Source organism: Enterobacter cloacae complex sp. P27C (genome assembly GCF_014895705.1).
GTDB lineage: Bacteria > Pseudomonadota > Gammaproteobacteria > Enterobacterales > Enterobacteriaceae > Enterobacter > Enterobacter bugandensis.
This window is the reverse complement of record NZ_JADBQB010000008.1, coordinates 112811-132824: the sequence shown is the minus strand read 5'-3', so window position 1 is coordinate 132824 and position 20014 is coordinate 112811. Positions and strand designations below refer to the sequence as shown.

Here is a 20014-nt window from a genome sequence, read left to right as displayed (position 1 = left end):
GTCGTTGATGGCGACCATGAGAGGGATGACTGGAGAAAAGTAATTAAGGAAACAAACACTTACCCCAGCCTCTCCACCCTCGTCTCCCCCTCCGCCATCGACAGTTGATACAGGGAAAACGATCTGTGCTTCTCAATCAACGTCGCCAGCTCCGGCGAGTGGCTGGTGAGCCAGATCTGCGAGTAGCGGCTGGCCTCGGCGATTAAGCTCGCCAGGGCGGGCAGCATCTGTGGGTGCAGGCTGTTTTCCGGTTCGTTCAATGCGATAAACGCCGGCGGGCGCGGGCTTAACAGCGCCACCGCCAGGCACAGAAAGCGCAGGGTGCCGTCGGAGAACTCCGCCGGTTCCAGCGGCCTGCTCAGCCCCTCGCGCTGCATCATCATGCGAAAATGTCCGCCGCTGTTGTCGCTGTAAAACACGCAGCCGGGGAAGGCCTGGTCAAGGATGCGCATCAGCAGCAGCTCGTCGCCAATCTCCACGATGGTCTGAAACGCCGCAGCCAGGTTGGCACCGTCGCTGGCCAGCACCGGGGAGCGGAAACCGACCTGCGGGGCGCGCATCGCCGAGCCGATTGATACAGAAAACTCATGATAAAAGCGCCAGTTACGCAGGGACTCGCGCATCTGCGACACTTCCGGGTAAAGGTGCGGTTCGCCAAGCTGCCCGAATACCGATTCGTTCTCGTACAGCGTGCCGCTGTGGGTCACCTTCTCGTGATGCACGTTGTTCAGAAATACGGCCTGATTCCTGCGCTTCATCAGCTGCGACGAGGGGCGGCGGTGCTGGCCGCTCAGCCAGAGAGATTCTTCTTTGATCACCGGATCGAGCTGAAACTGTGAGGGATACGGCAGCTTCTCCACAAAACCGACCTGCAGTTCGTATTCGTAGGTCTCAGTTTCTACCGCCAGATTCATCCGCCGCAGCTGGTCGCTGCGGGTTTTGCCTGCCCAGAACACCTTCAGAATGCCGCCCTCGTTCGCCAGCGCCTGGGAAAACTGCCCTTGCGCGGCGCTGTGCATCAGGTGTATCGCCTTGTAAATATTGGATTTCCCGGTACCGTTCGGCCCGAAGACGATGTTGAGCTGCTCCAGCTCCAGCGACATCTCGCGGATGGAGCGGTAGTTTTGTATGTGCAGGGTGTTAATCACAGGCAGGCCCCTTTTGCAGAATAAGCCTGTATATAATCACAGTCTTTAAGATGAAATGCAAAAAAGAGACGACAGTGAGGCTGTCGTCTAAACGGGGTACTGCTTTGGGCCTCTATGGGTCAATGGGGCCTTCGCATTTTTTTCATCACTTGACTGCCAGACGCAGACCCAAATCATCAGGATAGGGATCAAAGTAGTTTTGCGTCATCAGATACCGGTCGGGGTATTCGGCCAGGTAGTGCTTCAGCAGCGTGATCGGCGCGAGGATAGGCAACTGTCCGTTGCGATAATGCAGGATCACATCGCGCAGCTCGCCGCGCTGGCGGGTGTTGAGCTGGTTACGAAAATAGCCCTGAATATGCATCAGCACGTTGGTGTGATTCTTCCGCGAGGCGGGTTTTTTCAGGATGGTCATCAGCTTTTCCCGGTACGCCACGAAGAAAGCGTCCAGGTCTTCCCACTCGTGCAGCGAGGCAACGAACGGGCCGATTTCGCGGTAACCCGCCTGATGGTGCGCCAGCAGCTGAAGCTTATAGCGGCTGTGGAAGTCCAGCAGCGCGCGGCGGGTCAGGCCATTTTTACGTAGCGTGTTGAGTTCGTGCAGCGCAAAAACGCGCTCGACGAAGTTTTCCCGCAGCACCGGGTCGTGCAGGCGTCCATCCTCTTCAACGGGCAGCCACGGCAAGGTTTCAAGGAGGGCGGCGGTGAACAGCCCGACCCCCTCCTTGCGGCCCCGGTTGCCGTTTTCATCGTACAGCCGCACGCGTTCCATGCCGCAGCTTGGGGATTTTGCACAGAGAACAAAGCCTGCGAGGTCGCCGATTTTCGGCAAATAATCTGCCGCAAAGTCGGCCATTTTCTGCGTAACGTCTTCGTGAGGCGCGTGGCTGAAGCGCATCTGCGTTTCACCGTCTGTCGTGACGATCAGACGCAGCGCCGGGCGAGGCGTCGGCAGGCCGATGGCCATCTCCGGGCAGACGGGCCTGAAATTCACCCACTGGGCCAGCTCATCCATGACGAAGCCCATACGCTTGTGTCCGCCGTCAAAGCGAACGGCGGATCCGGTCAAACATCCGCTAATACCCAGCACTGGTTTCATCGTCATGGTGTCGTCCTCCCGTTCATATAATTAAAACTTACACAACATGACTAATTTGTCCAAGTATTCGCGGAACTATTTTTTATAATCCTTTAAAATCAATGCGTCTTAACTGCCCTTGTAGGTCGAGTAGCCGTACTGGCTCAGCAGAAGCGGGATGTGCAGCTTCTCGTTGGTGCGGGTCACGGTAAACAGCACCGGGATCTCCGGGAAGAAGGTATCCAGCTTTTTGCCGTGGAAATACTCTGCGGTTTTAAAGGTTACTTTGTACACGCCAGGCTGCATGTCCTGATCCTGCGGATAGAGCGATTTGATACGGCCATCCTGGTCGGTTTTGCCGCTGGCAACCTGAGTCCATTTGTCCTGCTGCTGCTTCTCCAGCGTAACGGTAACGTCTGATGGCGGCATTCCGGTTTGCTGGTCAAGAATGTGGACGCTTAGCGTGCCGGCAGGGGCGCTAAAGGCGGCAGGGGCAAAGGCCATCGAGGCCAGGATCAGCAGAGGGGCAGTTTTTTTCATGGTGTTTTCCTGTTGAGTTATTCGTCACAGGAAAACGTTAGCATCTGCGGCGCGGGAAAATATTCAACTTTTCGTGAAGATTCCCGCAGGAGAAAATTATCAGAGGATAATCACTTCAAGCGATACCTGCTGCTGCCACTGTGCCACCTGCTTTTTCCGCCCGGCGGTGAGCTTGCCGCTGGTGACCAGCAGCCATTTGCGCTCCGGGAAAATCTCCGGTGCCAGCGCGTCAGGGGGAACCGGCAGGATGTCGATGCGGTGGCCCTGCCCGGTGCGCGTTAGGGCTTCGAGCCAGATCTCGCACGGGTCGTTCAGGTGCCAGCCGCTGAGCAGAATATTGTCGCCCGGCGCTTTTTTGTCGCCCTCAAGGCAAAACGAGGTGTAGGCGATGATGATGCCGTCGAGGATCGCGCGCAGGGTCATGGCGGCGGCAACGTTGGCCGAGACCTGGCTGCGCAGCGGACGCAGCACGTTCGCGACCAGCTCCGGCCTTGGGTACTCGCGTCCGGCGTCGTAAATCATCTGGCGCAGGGACTCGACTTTGCCGTCCTGCAGGCGTTGCAGCATGCTCTGCTGCAGGGTTTGCCAGTTGTTGGTCCGCCCCGTCGTCGGGCGTTCCAGCAGCGGTTTGACCTGGCCGATCGGGACGCCTTTTTTTACCCAGTCGAGGATTTTGAGCGCCTGCTGGACGTCCTCATCGCTGTACTGGCGGTGGCCGCCTTCCGTGCGCTGTGGCTTGAGTAAACCGTAGCGACGCTGCCACGCCCGCAGGGTGGTGGCGGTGATGCCGCTGAGTCTGGCGAATTCGCCGATGGAGTAAGCCATGTCCGTGTCCAGGGTGGAGGAATACTCTCAATATACTACGAATTTTCCCGAACGGGATGAAGCGCCGAAACGGTGCACTACACTTAACTTCCAACCGTGCAAATGAAAGGAATTCTCATGAAGCTATGGCCTGTTGTGACCGGTGTTGCGATTGCCCTGACGCTGGTCGCCTGTAAATCCCCCACGCCGCCGAAAGGCGTGCAGCCTATTACCCACTTTGACGCCAGCCGCTATCTCGGCAAATGGTACGAAGTCGCCCGTCTGGAAAACCGCTTTGAACGCGGTCTGGAACAGGTGACGGCGACCTACGGCGAGCGCAGCGACGGCGGCATCAGCGTGCTTAACCGGGGTTTTGATCCGGTGAAGAACAAGTGGAACGAGAGCGAGGGCAAAGCCTACTTTACCGGCGAGCCGACCACCGCCGCGCTGAAGGTATCGTTCTTCGGCCCGTTCTACGGCGGGTATAACGTGATCAGGCTGGACGATAAGTACCAGTACGCGCTGGTGAGCGGCCCGAACCGCGACTATCTGTGGATCCTGTCACGCACGCCGACCATCCCGGATGCGGTGAAGCAGGATTACCTGAACACCGCGCGCAGTCTGGGCTTCCGGGTTGATCAGCTGGTATGGGTGAAGCAGTAAAAATCGTGCTTTCTTCCTTGGGCATTACTGGCTCGCCTGGATAGACTTCCGTTAAAAGCCCAACGGAGAAAGACGGCATGAACTGGCGAGCGGAGCTGCCATCCCTGCGGGGAGCGTCACAGCAGCTACAGGATATTCACCTTGCGGCAGGCGTGCCGATGGAAAACGTCACCGTAGGGATGGGGTGATGGGGAACAGATTGTAAAGAGTGGATTGAAATAGTTCGGTTTTCTAATCATGATCCCCCCATGAAAATAGAAACCGCACTCCCCATACACTTTGAACGTCTGGTCGCGATCTGGGAATCTTCCGTTCGCGCCACCCATCACTTTTTACAGGAAAGCGATATTGCGGCGCTGCGCCCGTTATTGCTTAACGCCTATCTGCCTAACCTCAAGGTCGTGATAGCTCGCGATGACGCAGGCGTTATTTACGGCTTTTTGGGCGTGGATGAAAACCGCATTGAAATGCTTTTTGTGGATGACGCGAGCCGAGGGAAGGGCGTTGGGAAATTGCTGCTAAAACACGCCATCGCCGAGTTTGGCGTAAACGAAGTGGACGTGAATGAGCAGAACCCGCAGGGCGTCGCGTTTTATCGCCATATGGGGTTTGAGCAGGTCGGACGCTCGGAACTGGACGGGCAGGGAAATCCGTTTCCGTTGTTGCATATGCGGTTGGGTGGACAGGCTTAACTCCCCGTTCCTGTGGAAGAGGGAGTCTGCGAACTAGTTGCTGGTAATTTGCCCGATGATTACACCACGCACTTTTTCGTCATCGAAGGAATAAGAGACTGTATTACTCTGGATGAATCCATCCTGCACTGGCGTCTCATGATAAAAGAGCATCGCTTTCTTTGTGGCGAGCTCCTTATTACCGAACAGTTTAACTAAATTCCCGTGAGTAGCATTCAACAATGGAACATTAGCGACTGAGACTCTGACTGGTTCCGTTGTTTTTGCACACTCTTTATGAATCCCATCCCTGGCTATGGCTAGTGCCGTTAGCAATCCTGCACCCATTTCGTTATCCGAGATGAACCAGTAATTCGTGCCATCGTCGTCATGGAGGCAGATCCAGCGCGCGGAACGGTCTTTCTCAATGGGTGAACCGGTGATGTCTGACAGGTGAGTAACCTTCATTTGTACGGTTTTCTTACCGATGGTAATAGTGGGATAGAGGGGCACTTCTGTGGGTTCTTCTGGTGTTGTTACATCATCCTGATAATACCTGGCTGCGAAGCCGGACATTTGGGCTGATGCTGCATTTTGAACAAGGAAAAGGAGTGCAGCCAAAATTAGCAGTACTTTCATTTTAGATACCCTAATACGTAGCACGGTTATTCCATTCGTCAGTGTAGAGAACGTTCCCGTCGCAATGCTTCCATGTAATCTTCTCGTACCTGAGTTGAATCTCTTCTAGATGCGTGCTCGTCAAGCCGGTGGGATGCAGCAGGGGTGATATTGAGGTGATCTTTACGTTCTCCATTATCATATTGAAATACTCACTCTCAATACCATGGTCAAGAATTCGATACATTTTCAAAACTGCTTTTTGGAATGTTCTTCCTTCACACATAGCACGGTACAAAACAGGCGTTGCAGCATCAAATTCCTTATGCAAGGTTAAGGGAGAATGAACTCTCGTGCCTGTCAAGCGACCAGTATTCGCGCTCTCAGGGATCCATACCTGATGGTTAACTGAACGGATTTCAAACGATCCTAATCTCGCTGGCAGTAATGATGGACCAACGATGGGCGAACCATTTTCATCAAACAACCACAGATGTGCGGGAATTGACATAATTTACTCCTGTTAAATAGTAATTATCTCTTTTTACGTAAAAGGATATAGAGGCCTACAATAACTACAATTGACCATATTGCATTCATTGCGATTTTTTCCGGTAACCAGGTTACGGCAAATAATGCAAATATTATGACGAATAGAAGTGGTATTGCGCCTCTCAGGAAGAATATGAATTGGCCTTTTAACCAGTCTTTAATAGCTTTAATCATCCCTTTATCATCCTTGAAATCGCATATGCAATGTCGCTGTCTGAAGCATAAACTTGGTTAAGCATGGGGGATCTCGTTATTATGGGCTCAATCAAGAAAAACATCATTTCAAGTTCTTCCTGATAAAGTAGATTATAATAATAAGCATTATAGCTTTTTAGATGGTTTGCGCTTCTGGATGCCTGCTCAACGATGCCATAAACTTTTAAACCAAGAACAGCATAAGTAGAAAACGATGTAATCTTTTCTTTCATCCAAATGTTGGTATGAACACTACTACAGATTGCAATAGTTGCTGAATATATAAAAGCCTGGCTGGAGAGCATCGATGATGAAATTGATACACCTAAACGCATAAGATTTATTTGTATGTTATGTATTCTTTTTTCACTCTTGTTAATTAATAGGCTTTTAATATAAATATAAAGCATCTTATAGATAATGTCTCTGTGTTTTATTAACTGGACGATACCTGTCAAAAATCTTGAGTCTTCTTTGCGTAATCGTAAACATACATCCTGATAGTTTTCAGTAAAGCACGATAGCTGATAGCTTAATCGCGTTGCCCCATCATCTAACAGTTGCGCTTGCTTTAATACTTCATCTTTTACGCCTGTTAAGGCGTGATCTAACTTTTGTGCCAATATTTTATTCGCATCCATTGATGTTATTAATGAGTCGCTATAATACATATTGCATCTTTTAACAGTAACCATAGGTACAAGTTTCTATTAATATTGTATTTCTGCTGTGATGCATATCGCAATAGTTTATACGTAATGAAAAATTCAGATATCTTAATCTTCGCATTATATTTGTCGTGAATAATTGTTGGCTATTAATTTAGATATTATATGAGCGTGAGAATGAGGGCGTTAGATCCGTTGCATATTAGTTTAATAGCCGTATGGCCGCTAAAGGCGAAACTGGGAGCCATGAGCTGAGCGTAACTACGAGTGTAGCTTTGAGATTGTAGTGATCACTCAGTGGAAATCTGATGTCACCTTTCCGGGCCAACTATCCGGAATTTCCGGATAGTTGAATGCTGATCAATGTCGCCATCAGAAATTCTATTTATGAGATGTTAGTTGATGGTTCGAACAGGGAGCTTAAATCGCTGCAAGCGCGTCCTCTATCTCAATGAGCGTTTATCCTGCAACCGCTTCCTGCTCGTTATACGCCACCAGAATGATACATCCTTTCATGACCTTTACAGTGACATGCTGTCCGGTATCAAACCCCGCCGCGCGCAGCTACTTGCCAGAAAGGATGATTTTCAGCGTCGATTTGTCGAAAACATTTGGGCTGTATCCCATAATCAACGAACGCTCGGTTCCGGATTGGTCGGTGTCTGGATAGAATGTGAATCAGTTATAATCAACTCATTGATAGTTGGTATGGTAGACGCCCTTTAGTGCTCCAACACTGCTGGGCGTTGTCAGGAATTTATAATCCATGTGGTAGGTACCACATGCGGAAAAACTAACCGAAGTGGTACCTACCATGCAAGAGAAAAACAAACCAAATTTTGACCGCACAAAGAGCACGATGAAAAACATCCGGTTCGAGGATGACCTTTTGGGGCAGATTGAGAAGGCTGCGGGGAAAGGGAATTTTAGTAAGTGGGTTAAAGAAGCTTGTAGGCTTAGGCTTATGAATAAGTAGCTATCATGGTTTTTAATTTGGTGATGATAATAAGGGAATAAATGATAAGTTATAGAACTATAATAAAAAACTTATCATTTATGATTATCCTGAAGTTTGCGATTAAAAAATGATTAAAAAACTTTTAACCAAATCTACTCTTAAATTTTTGCGAACTAACTCGACGCTGCATTTTACCATTGCAGTTGGGGCATAGATGTTGTTTCTTTCCTTGGATTTTCCATGTGTAATATTTTTTCTTGAAATAAGTTTGGCAGATATCACACCGTCTGGGCTTGAATATGGTACAAATAATAGCCATTAGAATCACCGCACCAATAATCCATTCCATTACAGCTTCCCTTAAATATTTTTTGAATAAGTAAAAGGATAACACTCAATATTCAAATGAATAATTGATCAAGCTCACATAAGGTGGTTGCAATAAGCGGTTCTATTTACGAGTGACGTTTTTTATTATCGAGGTGAATGACATTTTTGGCGGAAGATCACAGGAGTCGAACCTGCCCGGGAACGCTGGCGCCCCCAACTGGATTTGAAGTCCAGCCACCTCACCGGAGATGACGATCTTCCGCGCCTCGATTGCTACATGGAGGCGGGGCGCATTATAGCTACTTTCAGGCATTTACCACATACCCCACACCACTTTTTTCACCTCTCTTTTGACCTGTACCCCCCTGTTTCAGCTAATTCCTAAGAAAATCCTCAGGTTAGCCTTTTGTGCTCTCCAACATTTATCGCGATCACAAAAAACAAGAAACGTAATCTGCTAACCAGAAAACGCAATACCCGCCGTTGAAACAATGGTTTAAAACCAATGCAACCGGTCTCAGCGCCCCCTACAGCGTGAAGGATAAAAAATATGAGCGAAGTATTGTCAGTAAAAGAGAAGATTGGCTACGGTATGGGTGACGCCGCCAGCCACATCATTTTTGATAACGTCATGTTGTACATGATGTTTTTCTACACCGATATTTTCGGCATTCCCGCCGGGTTTGTCGGCACCATGTTCCTGCTGGCCCGCGCGCTGGATGCAATCTCTGACCCGTGCATGGGGCTGATTGCCGACCGCACCCGCAGCCGCTGGGGCAAGTTCCGCCCGTGGATTTTGTTCGGCGCCATCCCGTTCGGCATCGTCTGCGTGCTGGCCTACACCACACCGGACCTCAGCCTCAACGGCAAAATGGTTTACGCCGCCGTGACTTACACCCTGCTGACCCTGCTCTATACCGTGGTCAACATCCCCTACTGCGCGCTTGGCGGGGTAATCACCAGCGACCCGACGCAGCGTATCTCCCTTCAGTCCTGGCGCTTCGTGCTGGCGACGGCGGGTGGCATGCTCTCCACGGTGCTGATGATGCCGCTGGTGAACCTGATCGGCGGCGACGATAAGGCGTTCGGCTTCCAGGGCGGGATCGCCGTGCTGTCGGTGGTCGCGTTCCTGATGCTGGCGTTCTGCTTCTTCACCACCAAAGAGCGCATCCAGGTGCCGCCGAGCACCACCTCCATGCGGGAAGACCTGCGCGATATCTGGCAAAACGACCAGTGGCGCATTGTCGGCGTGCTCACCATCCTCAACATCCTCGCCGTCTGCGTGCGCGGCGGCGCGATGATGTACTACTGCACCTGGATCATGGGCTCGCCGGAGGTGTTCGTCGCGTTCCTCACCACCTACTGTGTCGGCAACCTGATCGGCTCCGCGCTGGCGAAACCGCTCACCGACTGGAAGTGCAAGGTCAGCATCTTCTGGTGGACCAACGCCGCGCTGGCGGTGGTCAGCGTGGCGATGTTCTTCGTACCGATGCATGCCACCGTGCTGATGTTCTCCTTTATCTTCGTTATCGGCGTGCTGCACCAGCTGGTGACGCCAATCCAGTGGGTAATGATGTCCGATACCGTCGACTACGGCGAATGGACCAACGGCAAACGCCTGACCGGCATCAGCTTTGCGGGCACGCTGTTCGTGCTGAAGCTCGGCCTGGCGCTGGGCGGGGCGATGATCGGCTGGATGCTGGCAGGCGGCGGCTACGACGCGGCGGCCAAAACCCAGAACAGCGCGACCATCAGCATCATTATCGGCCTGTTTACGCTGGCGCCGGCGATCTGCTACGTGCTGAGCGCCATTATCGCCAAACGCTACTACACGCTGAAAACCCCCTTCCTGACCAAAATCCTGCGCGAGCTGGCGCAGGGCGCGCGCCGCAATCAGCAGGATTTTGAAAACCTGCCGGTCAGCAAAGAATTGCAGAACTAAGAGGATGAAAGCATGAAAATCAGTGATGGAAACTGGCTTATTCAACCGGGCCTGAACGTGACCTATCCGGTTCAGGTGTTCGACGTGGAGCAGCAGGGCAATGACCTGGTGGTGTATGTTGCGCCGCGCGACGTGCGTGAGCGCACCTGGCAGCTCGACACGTTGATGTTCACGGTGCGCCTGTTTGCTCCACAGGAAGGGATTGTCGGGGTGCGCATCGAGCACTTCCAGGGCGCGCTGAACAGCGGCCCGCACTATCCGCTGAACGTTCTGAAAGACGTGAAGGTCGAGATTGAAAACAACGCCGAATTTGCCGAGCTGAAAAGCGGCAGCGTCAGCGTGCGCGTCACCAAAGGCGAGTTCTGGGCGCTGGATTTCCTGCGCAACGGCCAGCGCATTTCCGGCAGCCAGCTGAAAAACAACGGCTACGTGCAGGACAGTAACGCCGACCGTAATTACGTGTTCGAGCGTCTGGATCTGGGCGTGGGGGAAACAGTCTACGGCCTGGGCGAGCGCTTTACCGCGCTGGTGCGCAACGGCCAGACGGTCGAAACCTGGAACCGCGACGGCGGCACCAGCACCGAGCAGTCCTACAAAAATATCCCGTTCTACCTGACCAACCGCGGCTACGGCGTGCTGGTGAATCATCCGGAAAACGTCTCGTTTGAAGTCGGCTCCGAGAAAGTGTCAAAAGTGCAGTTCAGCGTGGAAGGGGAATATCTCGAGTATTTCGTGATCGACGGCCCGACGCCAAAAGAGGTATTAAACCGCTATACCCGCTTCACCGGGCGCCCGGCGCTGCCGCCTGCGTGGTCGTTCGGCCTGTGGCTCACCACCTCGTTCACCACCAACTACGACGAAGCCACGGTAAACAGCTTTATCGACGGCATGGCCGAGCGCGACCTGCCTCTGCACGTGTTCCACTTCGACTGCTTCTGGATGAAGGCCTTCCAGTGGTGCGACTTCGAGTGGGACCCGGTGACCTTCCCGGACCCGGAAGGGATGATCCGCCGCCTGAAAGAGAAAGGGCTGAAGGTCTGCGTGTGGATCAACCCGTATATCGGCCAGAAATCCCCGATTTTCCGCGAGCTGAAAGAGAAGGGCTATCTGCTCAAGCGTCCGGACGGCTCTCTGTGGCAGTGGGACAAATGGCAGCCGGGGCTGGCGATTTACGACTTCACTAATCCGGACGCATGCCGGTGGTATGCCGACAAGCTGAAAGGCCTGGTGGATATCGGCGTTGACTGCTTCAAGACCGACTTCGGCGAGCGTATCCCGACCGACGTGCAGTGGTTCGACGGGGCCGATCCGCAGAAGATGCACAACCACTACGCCTACATTTATAACGAACTGGTGTGGAACGTGCTGAAAGAGACCGTCGGCGAAGAGGAGGCGGTGCTGTTTGCCCGCTCGGCGTCCGTCGGAGCGCAACAGTTCCCGGTACACTGGGGCGGCGACTGCTACGCCAACTACGAGTCGATGGCGGAAAGCCTGCGCGGTGGGCTGTCGATTGGCCTGTCCGGCTTCGGGTTCTGGAGCCACGATATCGGCGGGTTCGAAAACACCGCTCCGGCGCACGTCTATAAACGCTGGTGCGCGTTCGGGCTGTTCTCCAGCCACAGCCGCCTGCACGGCAGCAAATCCTACCGCGTGCCGTGGGCGTACGATGACGAGTCCTGCGACGTGGTGCGCCACTTCACGCAGCTGAAGTGTCAGCTGATGCCGTACCTGTACCGTCAGGCGGCGCTGGCCCGCGAGTTCGGCACGCCGATGCTGCGTGCGATGATGCTGGAGTTCCCGGACGATCCGGCGTGTGATTACCTCGACCGTCAGTACATGCTGGGGGATTCCATGATGGTGGCGCCGGTGTTCTCCGAGGCGGGGGACGTGCAGTTCTACCTGCCGGAAGGCCGCTGGACCCACCTGTGGCACAACGACGAAATCCATGGCAGCCGCTGGCATAAGCAGCAGCACGATTTTATGAGCCTGCCGGTCTACGTGCGCGACAACACCCTGCTGGCGCTGGGTAACAATAACCAGAAGCCGGACTACGCGTGGAACGCGGGGACGGCCTTCCAGCTGTTTAACCTGGAGGATGGCGCAGCGGCGGTGAGCGAAGTGCCTGCGGCGGACGGTTCCGTGGCGTTTACGTTGAAGGCGTCACGTCGGGGCGACATTGTGACTTTTACCGGCGCGGGTGACGCGCAAAACTGGTCGGTGTGCTTGCGCAACGTGCAGAAGGTGAGTGGCGTGAAAGGCGGCTCGCACGCGGGCAGCGAGTGGGGTGTGGTGGTGAAAGCGGAGGGGGATGAGGTGGTGGTTCAGCTCTGAGGTGGAAAATGCCCGGTGGCGCTTCGCTTACCGGGCCTAAGGTAATTATGCGCTCTGATGTCCTCACCCTGACCCTCTCCCAAAGGGAGAGGGAACAAACATCAAAAACTTTATTGCACAGGCGTTGCAACCACGCCGCCCGTCATCGTCTGCTCTACCTGCTGCTTATCCATATTCACCGCGTTCAGCTTCCCATTTACCGTTGGCTTCAGCGGCGCACCGGCCTGCACGCTGCCGCTGGCGGTCACCTGAATATTGCCGTCGCCCGTAATCGGTAACGCAGGCCAGCCCCACTGCTGCAGCACGTTGAGCGGTACGCCGCGCCCGTTCAGGCTTACCGTGGTCTGCCGCTGCGGGAGCTGTGAAACCGTCGCCGTGGCTTCCAGAATACCTTTCTCGGTAAAGGCGCTCAGGTCGCTAATGTTCACCGTGGCGGCGTTGGCATTCAGCGCCAGCGACGGACGGCGCACGTCGACGCGGTTAAAGGTCGCCGCCGCGCCGTTTAATGTTGCGCTGCCGCCCCAGACGCCCCACTGGCGATCTTTCGCCAGCTGCAGGTTTGCTCCGTAGCCGTCCAGGGAGGTGATCTGCCACGGGAAGGCGGGATCGATGTCGATCACCAGGTTGCGGCTCAGGCCGAATTTTTGCAGCGTGACGCTGTTCAGCCATTCCGGCAGCGGCTCCATCCACAGCGTTTTCCAGTTTTCAGGAAGGGTGTACTCCAGCCCGGCGATGGCAACATCGTCCAGAACCAGCGCTTTACCGTCGCGCAGCCAGTTGCCGGACGTGCGCACCATACCGCCTTCCCAGCGGGAGGTGAACTGACGCAGCGCTATGCCCTGCGGGGAAAACTCCGCATTCAGGATCGGGTCAAACAGATGCAGCGAGCCGAAGATAAACTCGCTGGCGTTCATGGACAGGCGACCTTCCTGGCTCTGCCAGTCGCCTTTGCTGAGAGTCAGGTTGCGCAGGCTTAAGTCGAGATCGGTCACCGCCCAGTCCGGGCCCTGCAGGCGGGCATCGGTGACCTCCAGACGGCCAATTTGCAGGGAGGGGATGGTAGCCAGCGGCGCGAAGAACGCTTTCAGCGTTTTGTCGCTCTGCAGGCGGATCTCGTTCAGGCGCATGGTGTCGATTATCCAGCTTCCGTCAGCGTTACGCAGGGCGGAGCCGGTGAGCGAGCCACGGGCCATATCGGCACCAATCGTGTTCAGCACCACCTCCTTGCCGTTCAACTGGCCGTCGATTAGCACGTTAGTGGCCGGTACGCCGTTCAGGGTCAGCGAGCCGGCGCTCATCTGGATTTTCGCGTTTTTACCCAGCACGTTCCCGGCTTCTGGCTGCCATGGGCTGACGCCGCCCGTGACCTTCTGTGCGCTCAGATCCCATTCAGTATTCGGGCTGTTAAAGGCCATGTTGTTCAGCTGCAGACGATCGGCCTGGAAGGGCAGCGGCGCTGTTTGAGGCGAGAGATTCAGCGTGCCGTCGAACAGGGTGATAGTGCCCATGTGCAGCGGAGCGGTGATCTGACGGCTGCTCAGGCCAATATCGACTTTTTTGGCAACTAATGTGGCGGGTTTACCGTCCCGCCCAAAGGTGACATTTTCCAGAATGAGGTGGGAAGGCGATGAAAAGCGGTGATTCATCTTGTCGAAACTGAGTTCGTAGTCGGTATTCACCGTAATCCAGCTGCTGACTTGCGCCGCGCCCCAACGGGTCTGCAGCAAAATATAGAACGCCAGCAGCACAATAAGCAGGGCTACCAGAAGATAGACGAGTAGCTTTCCAATAAATTTCATGGTCTTCCATCCCGCGAAACGAACATAAGGGAGTTATGCACGATTTATGCGCAATGCTCAAGGCGGGAATGGTGTAATTAGATGTCACGGCAGGCATTGACTGCCTGCCGTGAGGGAGATCAGTTCTTCTCAGGCGGGAAAACGAGGTTCAGCACGATAGCGGTGATACCGCCCGCGGCAATGCCGGAAGAGAGCAGGTTTTTAACCCAGTCCGGCGCAAACTGCAGGATCAGCGGCTGCTGGGAAACACCCAGACCAACGGCCAGCGACAGCGCGATAATCATGATTGCGCGGCGGTTCAGCGGCTCGCGGGAGACGATACGCACGCCTGAGGCCGCGATAGTCCCAAACATCACCAGCGTTGCGCCGCCCAGCACCGGCTCAGGAATGTGCTGCACAAAGCCGCTCACCGCCGGGAAGAGGCCGAGGACGATCAGCATCAGCGCCACCACGAAACCAACATAGCGGCTGGCCACGCCGGTCAGCTGGATCACACCGTTGTTCTGGCCGAAGCAGGAGTTCGGGAAGGTGTTGAATACCGCAGAGACAAACGAGTTCAGGCCGTTCGCCAGTACGCCGCCTTTCAGACGCTTCATGTACAGCGGGCCGGACACCGGCTGCTCGGAGACATCGGAGGTAGCGGTGATATCACCGATGGTCTCCAGAGAAGTAATCATAAAGACCAGCATCAGCGGCAGGAGCAGACCCCAGTCTATGCCCAGGCCGTAATAAAGCGGCGTTGGGACGGTGATTAGCGCGCTGTTGGTCGGCGCGGTGTTCTCCGGCAGCATCCCCAGCGCCCACGCCAGCAGATAGCCCGCCGCCATGGCGATCACCAGCGAGGCCACGCGCAGGTAAGGGTTACGCTGACGGTTAAGCAAAATAATGATCGCCAGCACCACGCCCGCCAGCAGCAGGTTTTTCGGCGCGCCGAAGGTGTGGTCGCTCATTGCCGCGTAGCCGCCACCGATGGAGGTGAGGCCCACCTGAATCAGCGACAGGCCGATAATCATCACCACCACGCCGGAAACCAGCGGGGTGATCACACGGCGAGCCAGGTGCAGCACGCGGGAGATGACCATCTCCGTGCAGCTTGCCAGCATCAGCGTGCCGAACAGCGCCGCCATCATGGTCGGAACATCCGCACCGCCGGTTTTCAGCGCCGTACCGCCCATGATCAGCGGCGCCACGAAGTTAAAGCTGGTGCCCTGAATCGACAGTAGCCCAGACCCCACCGGGCCCCAGGCTTTAATTTGAATAATGGAGGCCACACCGGAGGCGAACAGAGACATACTGATAATGTGCTGCGTGTCCTGCGCCGGTAAACCGAGCGCCTGGCAAATCAGCAGCGCCGGGGTGATCACCGCAACAAACATCGCCAGAAGATGCTGGCAGGCGGCAAAAAGCGTCTGCGGCAGCGGCGGTCGGTCTTCAAGGCGGTAAATCAGTTCGCTATTTTGCTTCTGCGCAATCGGTTGCGCATCTGGCGATTCTATGGTGTTAACGGACATCGGCGGCAATCCCACGGTGGAAAAGCGGGCATTTTATCTGACCACCTGGTAAAAGCAAACGATTGCCAGCAAAAAAAAGGAAGAAAATCTGCCGCTGTGAGCAGGTTTTTTACAACCTATCGGAAAAAAAAATTACACTTTTTGCGCCGGGGGCTCATGACGAGCGCAAACCGGCCCAGGATAACGCCGCGTGTGTATGGAATACGCGCATAACAGGAGCCTTTTATGATTCATCTCGATACGTTGTCGACCCTTGTTGCCGCAACGCTGGTTCTTCTGCTTGGTCGCAAGCTGGTCCACAGCGTTTCCTTTCTGAAAAAATACACTATTCCTGAACCTGTCGCCGGCGGTCTGCTGGTGGCGCTGGCCTTGCTGATACTGAAAAAAAGCATGGGCTGGGAAATTGATTTTGATATGTCCCTGAAAGACCCGCTGATGCTGGCTTTCTTTGCCACCATCGGCCTGAACGCCAACCTGGCGAGCCTGCGCTCGGGCGGTAAGGTGCTCGGCGTATTCCTGATTGTGGTGGTGGGGTTGCTGCTGATGCAGAACGCCATTGGCATCGGTATGGCAACGCTGCTGGGGCTGGATCCGCTGATGGGGCTGCTGGCGGGGTCGATTACCCTTTCGGGCGGTCACGGCACCGGCGCGGCGTGGAGCAAGCTGTTCATCGAACGCTACGGTTTTGAAAACGCGACGGAAGTGGCGATGGCCTGCGCGACCTTTGGCCTGGTGCTGGGTGGCCTGATTGGCGGCCCGGTAGCGCGTTATCTGGTGAAGCACTCCACCACGCCGAACGGCAGGCCAGACGATGAAATGGTGCCGACCGCGTTCGAAAAGCCGGACGTTGGACGCAGCATCACCTCGCTGGTGATGATTGAAACCATCGCGATGATTGCCATCTGCCTGACCGTGGGCAAAGTGGTTGCGCAATGGCTGGCGGGAACGGCGTTTGAACTGCCGACCTTTGTCTGCGTGCTGTTTATCGGGGTGATCCTGAGCAACGGTCTGGCGCTGATGGGCTTCTACCGCGTGTTTGAACGGGCGGTATCGGTGCTCGGCAACGTCTGCCTGTCGCTGTTCCTGGCGATGGCGCTGATGAGCCTGAAGCTGTGGGAGCTGGCCTCGCTGGCGCTGCCGATGGTGGCGATTCTGGCGGTGCAGGCGCTGTTTATGGCGCTTTATGCCATGTTCGTGACCTGGCGCATGATGGGGAAAAACTATGATGCGGCGGTGCTGGCGGCCGGTCACTGCGGGTTTGGTCTGGGGGCTACCCCCACGGCTATCGCCAACATGCAGGCGATCACCGAACGGTTCGGGCCATCGCATATGGCGTTTCTGGTGGTCCCGATGGTCGGCGCATTCTTCATTGATATCGTCAACGCGCTGGTGATCAAGCTGTACCTGATGCTGCCGATATTTGCCTGAGATCAGGCGTTGGAATACCGTTCGGTTTCTGGCATCCAGCGCTCAATTAACGCTGCCGCCTGTTCGGGGTAGCGTTCATGAATATGGCGCGCAAGGCGCTGAACTTCCGGGATCATGGCCTGATCGCGCAGTAAATCCGCCACTTTGAATTCAGCATTTCCCGTCTGGCGCGTGCCCAGTAGTTCGCCCGGGCCGCGTATCTCCAGGTCTTTTTGCGCAATCACAAAGCCGTCGTTGCTGTCGCGCAGCACCTGCAACCGCATCTGGGCGGTTTTTGAAAGCGGTGCTTTGTAAAGCAGCACGCAGTGAGACGCTACCGCGCCGCGGCCAACGCGCCCGCGCAGCTGGTGGAGCTGGGCAAGCCCCAGACGTTCCGGGTTTTCGATAATCATCAGGCTGGAGTTGGGTACGTCAACGCCCACTTCGATGACCGTCGTCGCGACCAGCAAATGTAGTTCCCCCTGTTTGAAGGATTGCATCACCGCCTGCTTCTCGGCAGGCTTCATGCGGCCGTGAACCAAGCCAACGTTCAGCTCGGGCAGTGCCAGCTTGAGCTCTTCCCACGTCGCTTCGGCGGCCTGGGCTTCCAGCAGTTCAGACTCTTCAATCAGGGTACAGACCCAGTAGGCCTGACGCCCTTCATGGGTGCAGGCATTGCGCACCCGGTCAATGATGTCGCTGCGGCGCGTATCCGGTATGGCGACCGTCGTCACCGGCGTTCGGCCCGGCGGCAGTTCGTCGATGGTAGAGGTATCCAGATCGGCGTAGGCGGTCATCGCCAGGGTACGCGGGATCGGCGTGGCGGTCATGATCAGCTGATGCGGGTGGAAGCCCTGCTGCAGCCCTTTTTCCCACAGCGCCAGACGCTGATGCACGCCGAAGCGGTGCTGCTCGTCGATAATCACCAGCGCGAGGCCGTTAAACTGCACCTGCTCCTGAAAGATAGCGTGCGTGCCCACAATCATCTGCACCTGGCCGCTGGCGATGGCTTCCTGCTGCGCAAGACGCGCTTTGCCTTTTTGCTTTCCGGCAAGCCAGCCCACCTCAATCCCGAGCGGTGCGAACCAGGCGCGGAAATTGTTAGCGTGTTGTTCAGCCAGCAGTTCGGTTGGTGCCATCAGCGCGACCTGTTTGCCGTGGGCAATCGCGCGCAGGGCGGCCAGGGCGGCAACCAGCGTTTTACCTGAACCTACGTCGCCCTGCACCAGGCGCATCATCGGCACGTCGAGCGCCATGTCGCGCTCAATCTCGGCGGTGACGCGCGCCTGCGCGCCGGTGGGCTTAAAGGGCAGCGAGGCCAGCAGCTTATCTTTGAGCACATCATTCGGGCTTAACGGCTGAGCGTGGAAACGCTGCGCGCCGGCGCGCAGCGCCAGCATGCTCAGGTTATGCGCCAGTAATTCCTCAAGGATAAGACGCCGTTGAGCGGGGTGTTTACCGCTTTCTAAATCGCTGAGCTGCAGCGCTGGCGGCGGGCGGTGCAGGGTGCGCAGCGCCTCGGGCAGGCTCATCATCCCCTGAGCCAGTTCTGGCGGCAGCAGTTCGGTAATGGCGCAGGTATCCAGCAGTTCCAGCGCCTGATCGGTGAGCTTACGCAGCGTCGCCTGCTTGATGCCTTCGGTCGTCGGGTAAACCGGGGTGAGCGTCTCCTGCAGTTCCGGCGTGCTGAGATCGCCCTGCACGCGGTACTCCGGGTGGATCATCTCTGCGCCGTATTTCCCGCGTTTAGCTTCGCCATAGGCCAGCACTCTGCGGCCTGTCGCCAGGCTGTTTTTCATTGCAGCGCTGAAGTTGAAGAAACGCATGGTGAGGATGCCGGTGCCGTCGCTGATCTGACAGGTCATCATCCGGCGTCCGCCGAAAGTGATATTGCAGTTCAGGACTTCGCCTTCAACGGTGGCGTAAATGGCGGGAAGCAGATCGCCAATCTTGTAGAGCTGAGTGCGGTCTTCGTAACGCAGGGGGAGGTGAAGCAGGAGATCCTGCACGGTGTGCAGGCCAATTTTTGCCAGCTTATTGCTTTGCGCCGCGCCCACGCCCGTCAGGCTGTTGAGCGGGATAGCATCCAGCAGGCGGCCTTTCATCGGTTACCCGGCGTACTGCATAGTGGCCCACCACTCGGCATCGGCTTCAATTTCGCCCTGCGCGTTGACGTGGGGGTAAGGCAATTTTTTCTGCTTCGCAACGCGTGCCAGCACCGGATAGCCACCTTCAAACAGCAGGCGCTGCTGTTCTTCTTCCGGCAGCATGCTGTTGCTGCGCTCGTACATCCCGGCGTTCTGACGCTGGCGCTGCGCTTCATACAGAATGAGCGCGGACGCCACGGAGACGTTAAGGGACTGGACCATGCCGATCATCGGAATGATGATGTCCCGATCCGCCAGATCCAGCGCTTCCTGGGAGATCCCGGTTTTCTCCTGACCCATCAAAATGCAGGTCGGGCGGGTATAGTCGATCTCGCGGAAATCCACGGCCTTATCGGACAGGTTTGTCGCCAGGATCTGCATCCCGCGTCCTTTCAGATGCGATACGGCATCGCCAATTGTCTGGTGAGATTTGACGGATACCCAGCTGTTACTGCCTGCCGCAGCAGAGACCATGGTTCGCATCCGGTGACCCGGCCAGACGGCGTGCACTTCATGCACGCCGACGGCATCTGCGGTACGGACGATGGCAGAGACGTTATGAGGTTTATGCACCTGCTCCATGCAGACCGTCAGGTCAGGCTGGCGTCTGGCAAGCATTTCGCAGATACGGGCATAACGTTGTGAATTCATA

At 55.6% G+C, this 20014-nt stretch carries 17 protein-coding genes, 1 tRNA gene and 1 pseudogene; 6 read left to right on the top strand and 13 right to left on the bottom strand.

Translation table 11 applies throughout. The features are described 5' to 3' along the window. Nucleotides 1-59 precede the first annotated feature (59 nt). From IM291_RS17340 to IM291_RS17325, 4 genes are all read right to left on the bottom strand, one after another. Complete coding sequence (locus IM291_RS17340; protein ID WP_192987388.1) at nucleotides 60-1148, bottom strand: AAA family ATPase; 1089 nt, start codon at nucleotides 1146-1148, stop codon at nucleotides 60-62. A 145-nt stretch (nucleotides 1149-1293) separates the two neighbouring features. After that, on the bottom strand, nucleotides 1294-2253 hold the full coding sequence (locus IM291_RS17335) for a DUF523 and DUF1722 domain-containing protein (RefSeq protein ID WP_192987386.1): 960 nt from the start codon (nucleotides 2251-2253) through the stop codon (nucleotides 1294-1296). Between the two features lie 102 nt (nucleotides 2254-2355). Further along, nucleotides 2356-2766 (bottom strand): hydroxyisourate hydrolase, encoded by a 411-nt coding sequence (gene uraH, locus IM291_RS17330; RefSeq protein ID WP_028014995.1) that lies wholly within the window; start codon nucleotides 2764-2766, stop codon nucleotides 2356-2358. A 99-nt stretch (nucleotides 2767-2865) separates the two neighbouring features. Beyond that, nucleotides 2866-3591, bottom strand: a complete 726-nt coding sequence (locus IM291_RS17325) for a MerR family transcriptional regulator (protein WP_192987385.1) — start codon at nucleotides 3589-3591, stop codon at nucleotides 2866-2868. A 117-nt stretch (nucleotides 3592-3708) separates the two neighbouring features. Between IM291_RS17325 and IM291_RS17320 the strand changes: the two genes are divergently transcribed. Beyond that, nucleotides 3709-4233, top strand: coding sequence for a lipocalin family protein (locus tag IM291_RS17320; RefSeq protein WP_028014997.1), 525 nt, complete (start codon nucleotides 3709-3711; stop codon nucleotides 4231-4233). Nucleotides 4234-4481: 248 nt separating this feature from the next. Beyond that, nucleotides 4482-4925, top strand: coding sequence for an acetyltransferase (locus tag IM291_RS17315; protein WP_192971833.1), 444 nt, complete (start codon nucleotides 4482-4484; stop codon nucleotides 4923-4925). 33 nt (nucleotides 4926-4958) lie between these two features. On the opposite strand, the gene IM291_RS17310 is transcribed toward IM291_RS17315, so the two are convergent. The 4 genes and pseudogenes from IM291_RS17310 to IM291_RS17295 form a co-directional block, all read right to left on the bottom strand. Beyond that, on the bottom strand, nucleotides 4959-5543 hold the full coding sequence (locus IM291_RS17310) for a hypothetical protein (RefSeq protein ID WP_226837538.1): 585 nt from the start codon (nucleotides 5541-5543) through the stop codon (nucleotides 4959-4961). Between the two features lie 10 nt (nucleotides 5544-5553). Continuing rightward, nucleotides 5554-6033, bottom strand: a complete 480-nt coding sequence (locus IM291_RS17305; protein WP_041911682.1) for a type VI secretion system tube protein Hcp — start codon at nucleotides 6031-6033, stop codon at nucleotides 5554-5556. A gap of 211 nt (nucleotides 6034-6244) precedes the next feature. Beyond that, a complete protein-coding gene (locus IM291_RS17300) occupies nucleotides 6245-6940 on the bottom strand; it encodes a hypothetical protein (RefSeq protein WP_192971832.1) in 696 nt (231 codons plus the stop codon). Nucleotides 6941-7357: 417 nt separating this feature from the next. Further along, nucleotides 7358-7623 (bottom strand): annotated as a pseudogene (locus tag IM291_RS17295) (SymE family type I addiction module toxin). A gap of 128 nt (nucleotides 7624-7751) precedes the next feature. On the opposite strand from IM291_RS17295, the gene IM291_RS17290 reads away from it, so the two are divergent. After that, nucleotides 7752-7913 (top strand): YlcI/YnfO family protein, encoded by a 162-nt coding sequence (locus IM291_RS17290; RefSeq protein WP_192971831.1) that lies wholly within the window; start codon nucleotides 7752-7754, stop codon nucleotides 7911-7913. A gap of 478 nt (nucleotides 7914-8391) precedes the next feature. On the opposite strand, the gene IM291_RS17285 is transcribed toward IM291_RS17290, so the two are convergent. Further along, nucleotides 8392-8486 (bottom strand) — tRNA-Sec (locus tag IM291_RS17285). Between the two features lie 289 nt (nucleotides 8487-8775). Here IM291_RS17285 and IM291_RS17280 point away from each other — a divergent pair. Both IM291_RS17280 and yicI read left to right on the top strand, forming a co-directional pair. Next, entirely contained in the window at nucleotides 8776-10167 is a 1392-nt protein-coding gene (locus IM291_RS17280) for a glycoside-pentoside-hexuronide family transporter (protein ID WP_192971830.1), read from the top strand. A gap of 12 nt (nucleotides 10168-10179) precedes the next feature. Continuing rightward, nucleotides 10180-12498 carry an alpha-xylosidase gene (gene yicI, locus IM291_RS17275; protein WP_192971829.1) on the top strand — a complete coding sequence of 773 codons (2319 nt, stop codon included), beginning with the start codon at nucleotides 10180-10182 and terminating at the stop codon, nucleotides 12496-12498. A 110-nt stretch (nucleotides 12499-12608) separates the two neighbouring features. Here yicI and IM291_RS17270 read toward each other — a convergent pair whose 3' ends face one another. Together IM291_RS17270 and xanP are read right to left on the bottom strand one after the other, a co-directional pair. Next, nucleotides 12609-14297, bottom strand: coding sequence for an AsmA family protein (locus IM291_RS17270; RefSeq protein WP_192971828.1), 1689 nt, complete (start codon nucleotides 14295-14297; stop codon nucleotides 12609-12611). Between the two features lie 119 nt (nucleotides 14298-14416). Next, nucleotides 14417-15808 carry a xanthine/proton symporter XanP gene (xanP, locus tag IM291_RS17265; protein WP_014881972.1) on the bottom strand — a complete coding sequence of 464 codons (1392 nt, stop codon included), beginning with the start codon at nucleotides 15806-15808 and terminating at the stop codon, nucleotides 14417-14419. A 225-nt stretch (nucleotides 15809-16033) separates the two neighbouring features. Between xanP and gltS the strand changes: the two genes are divergently transcribed. Beyond that, nucleotides 16034-17236, top strand: a complete 1203-nt coding sequence (gene gltS / locus IM291_RS17260; protein ID WP_047366905.1) for a sodium/glutamate symporter — start codon at nucleotides 16034-16036, stop codon at nucleotides 17234-17236. A 2-nt stretch (nucleotides 17237-17238) separates the two neighbouring features. Here gltS and recG read toward each other — a convergent pair whose 3' ends face one another. Together recG and trmH are read right to left on the bottom strand one after the other, a co-directional pair. Further along, on the bottom strand, nucleotides 17239-19320 hold the full coding sequence (gene recG, locus IM291_RS17255) for an ATP-dependent DNA helicase RecG (RefSeq protein WP_192987383.1): 2082 nt from the start codon (nucleotides 19318-19320) through the stop codon (nucleotides 17239-17241). A gap of 3 nt (nucleotides 19321-19323) precedes the next feature. After that, nucleotides 19324-20013, bottom strand: coding sequence for a tRNA (guanosine(18)-2'-O)-methyltransferase TrmH (trmH, locus tag IM291_RS17250; RefSeq protein ID WP_028015010.1), 690 nt, complete (start codon nucleotides 20011-20013; stop codon nucleotides 19324-19326). Nucleotide 20014 lies beyond the last annotated feature (1 nt).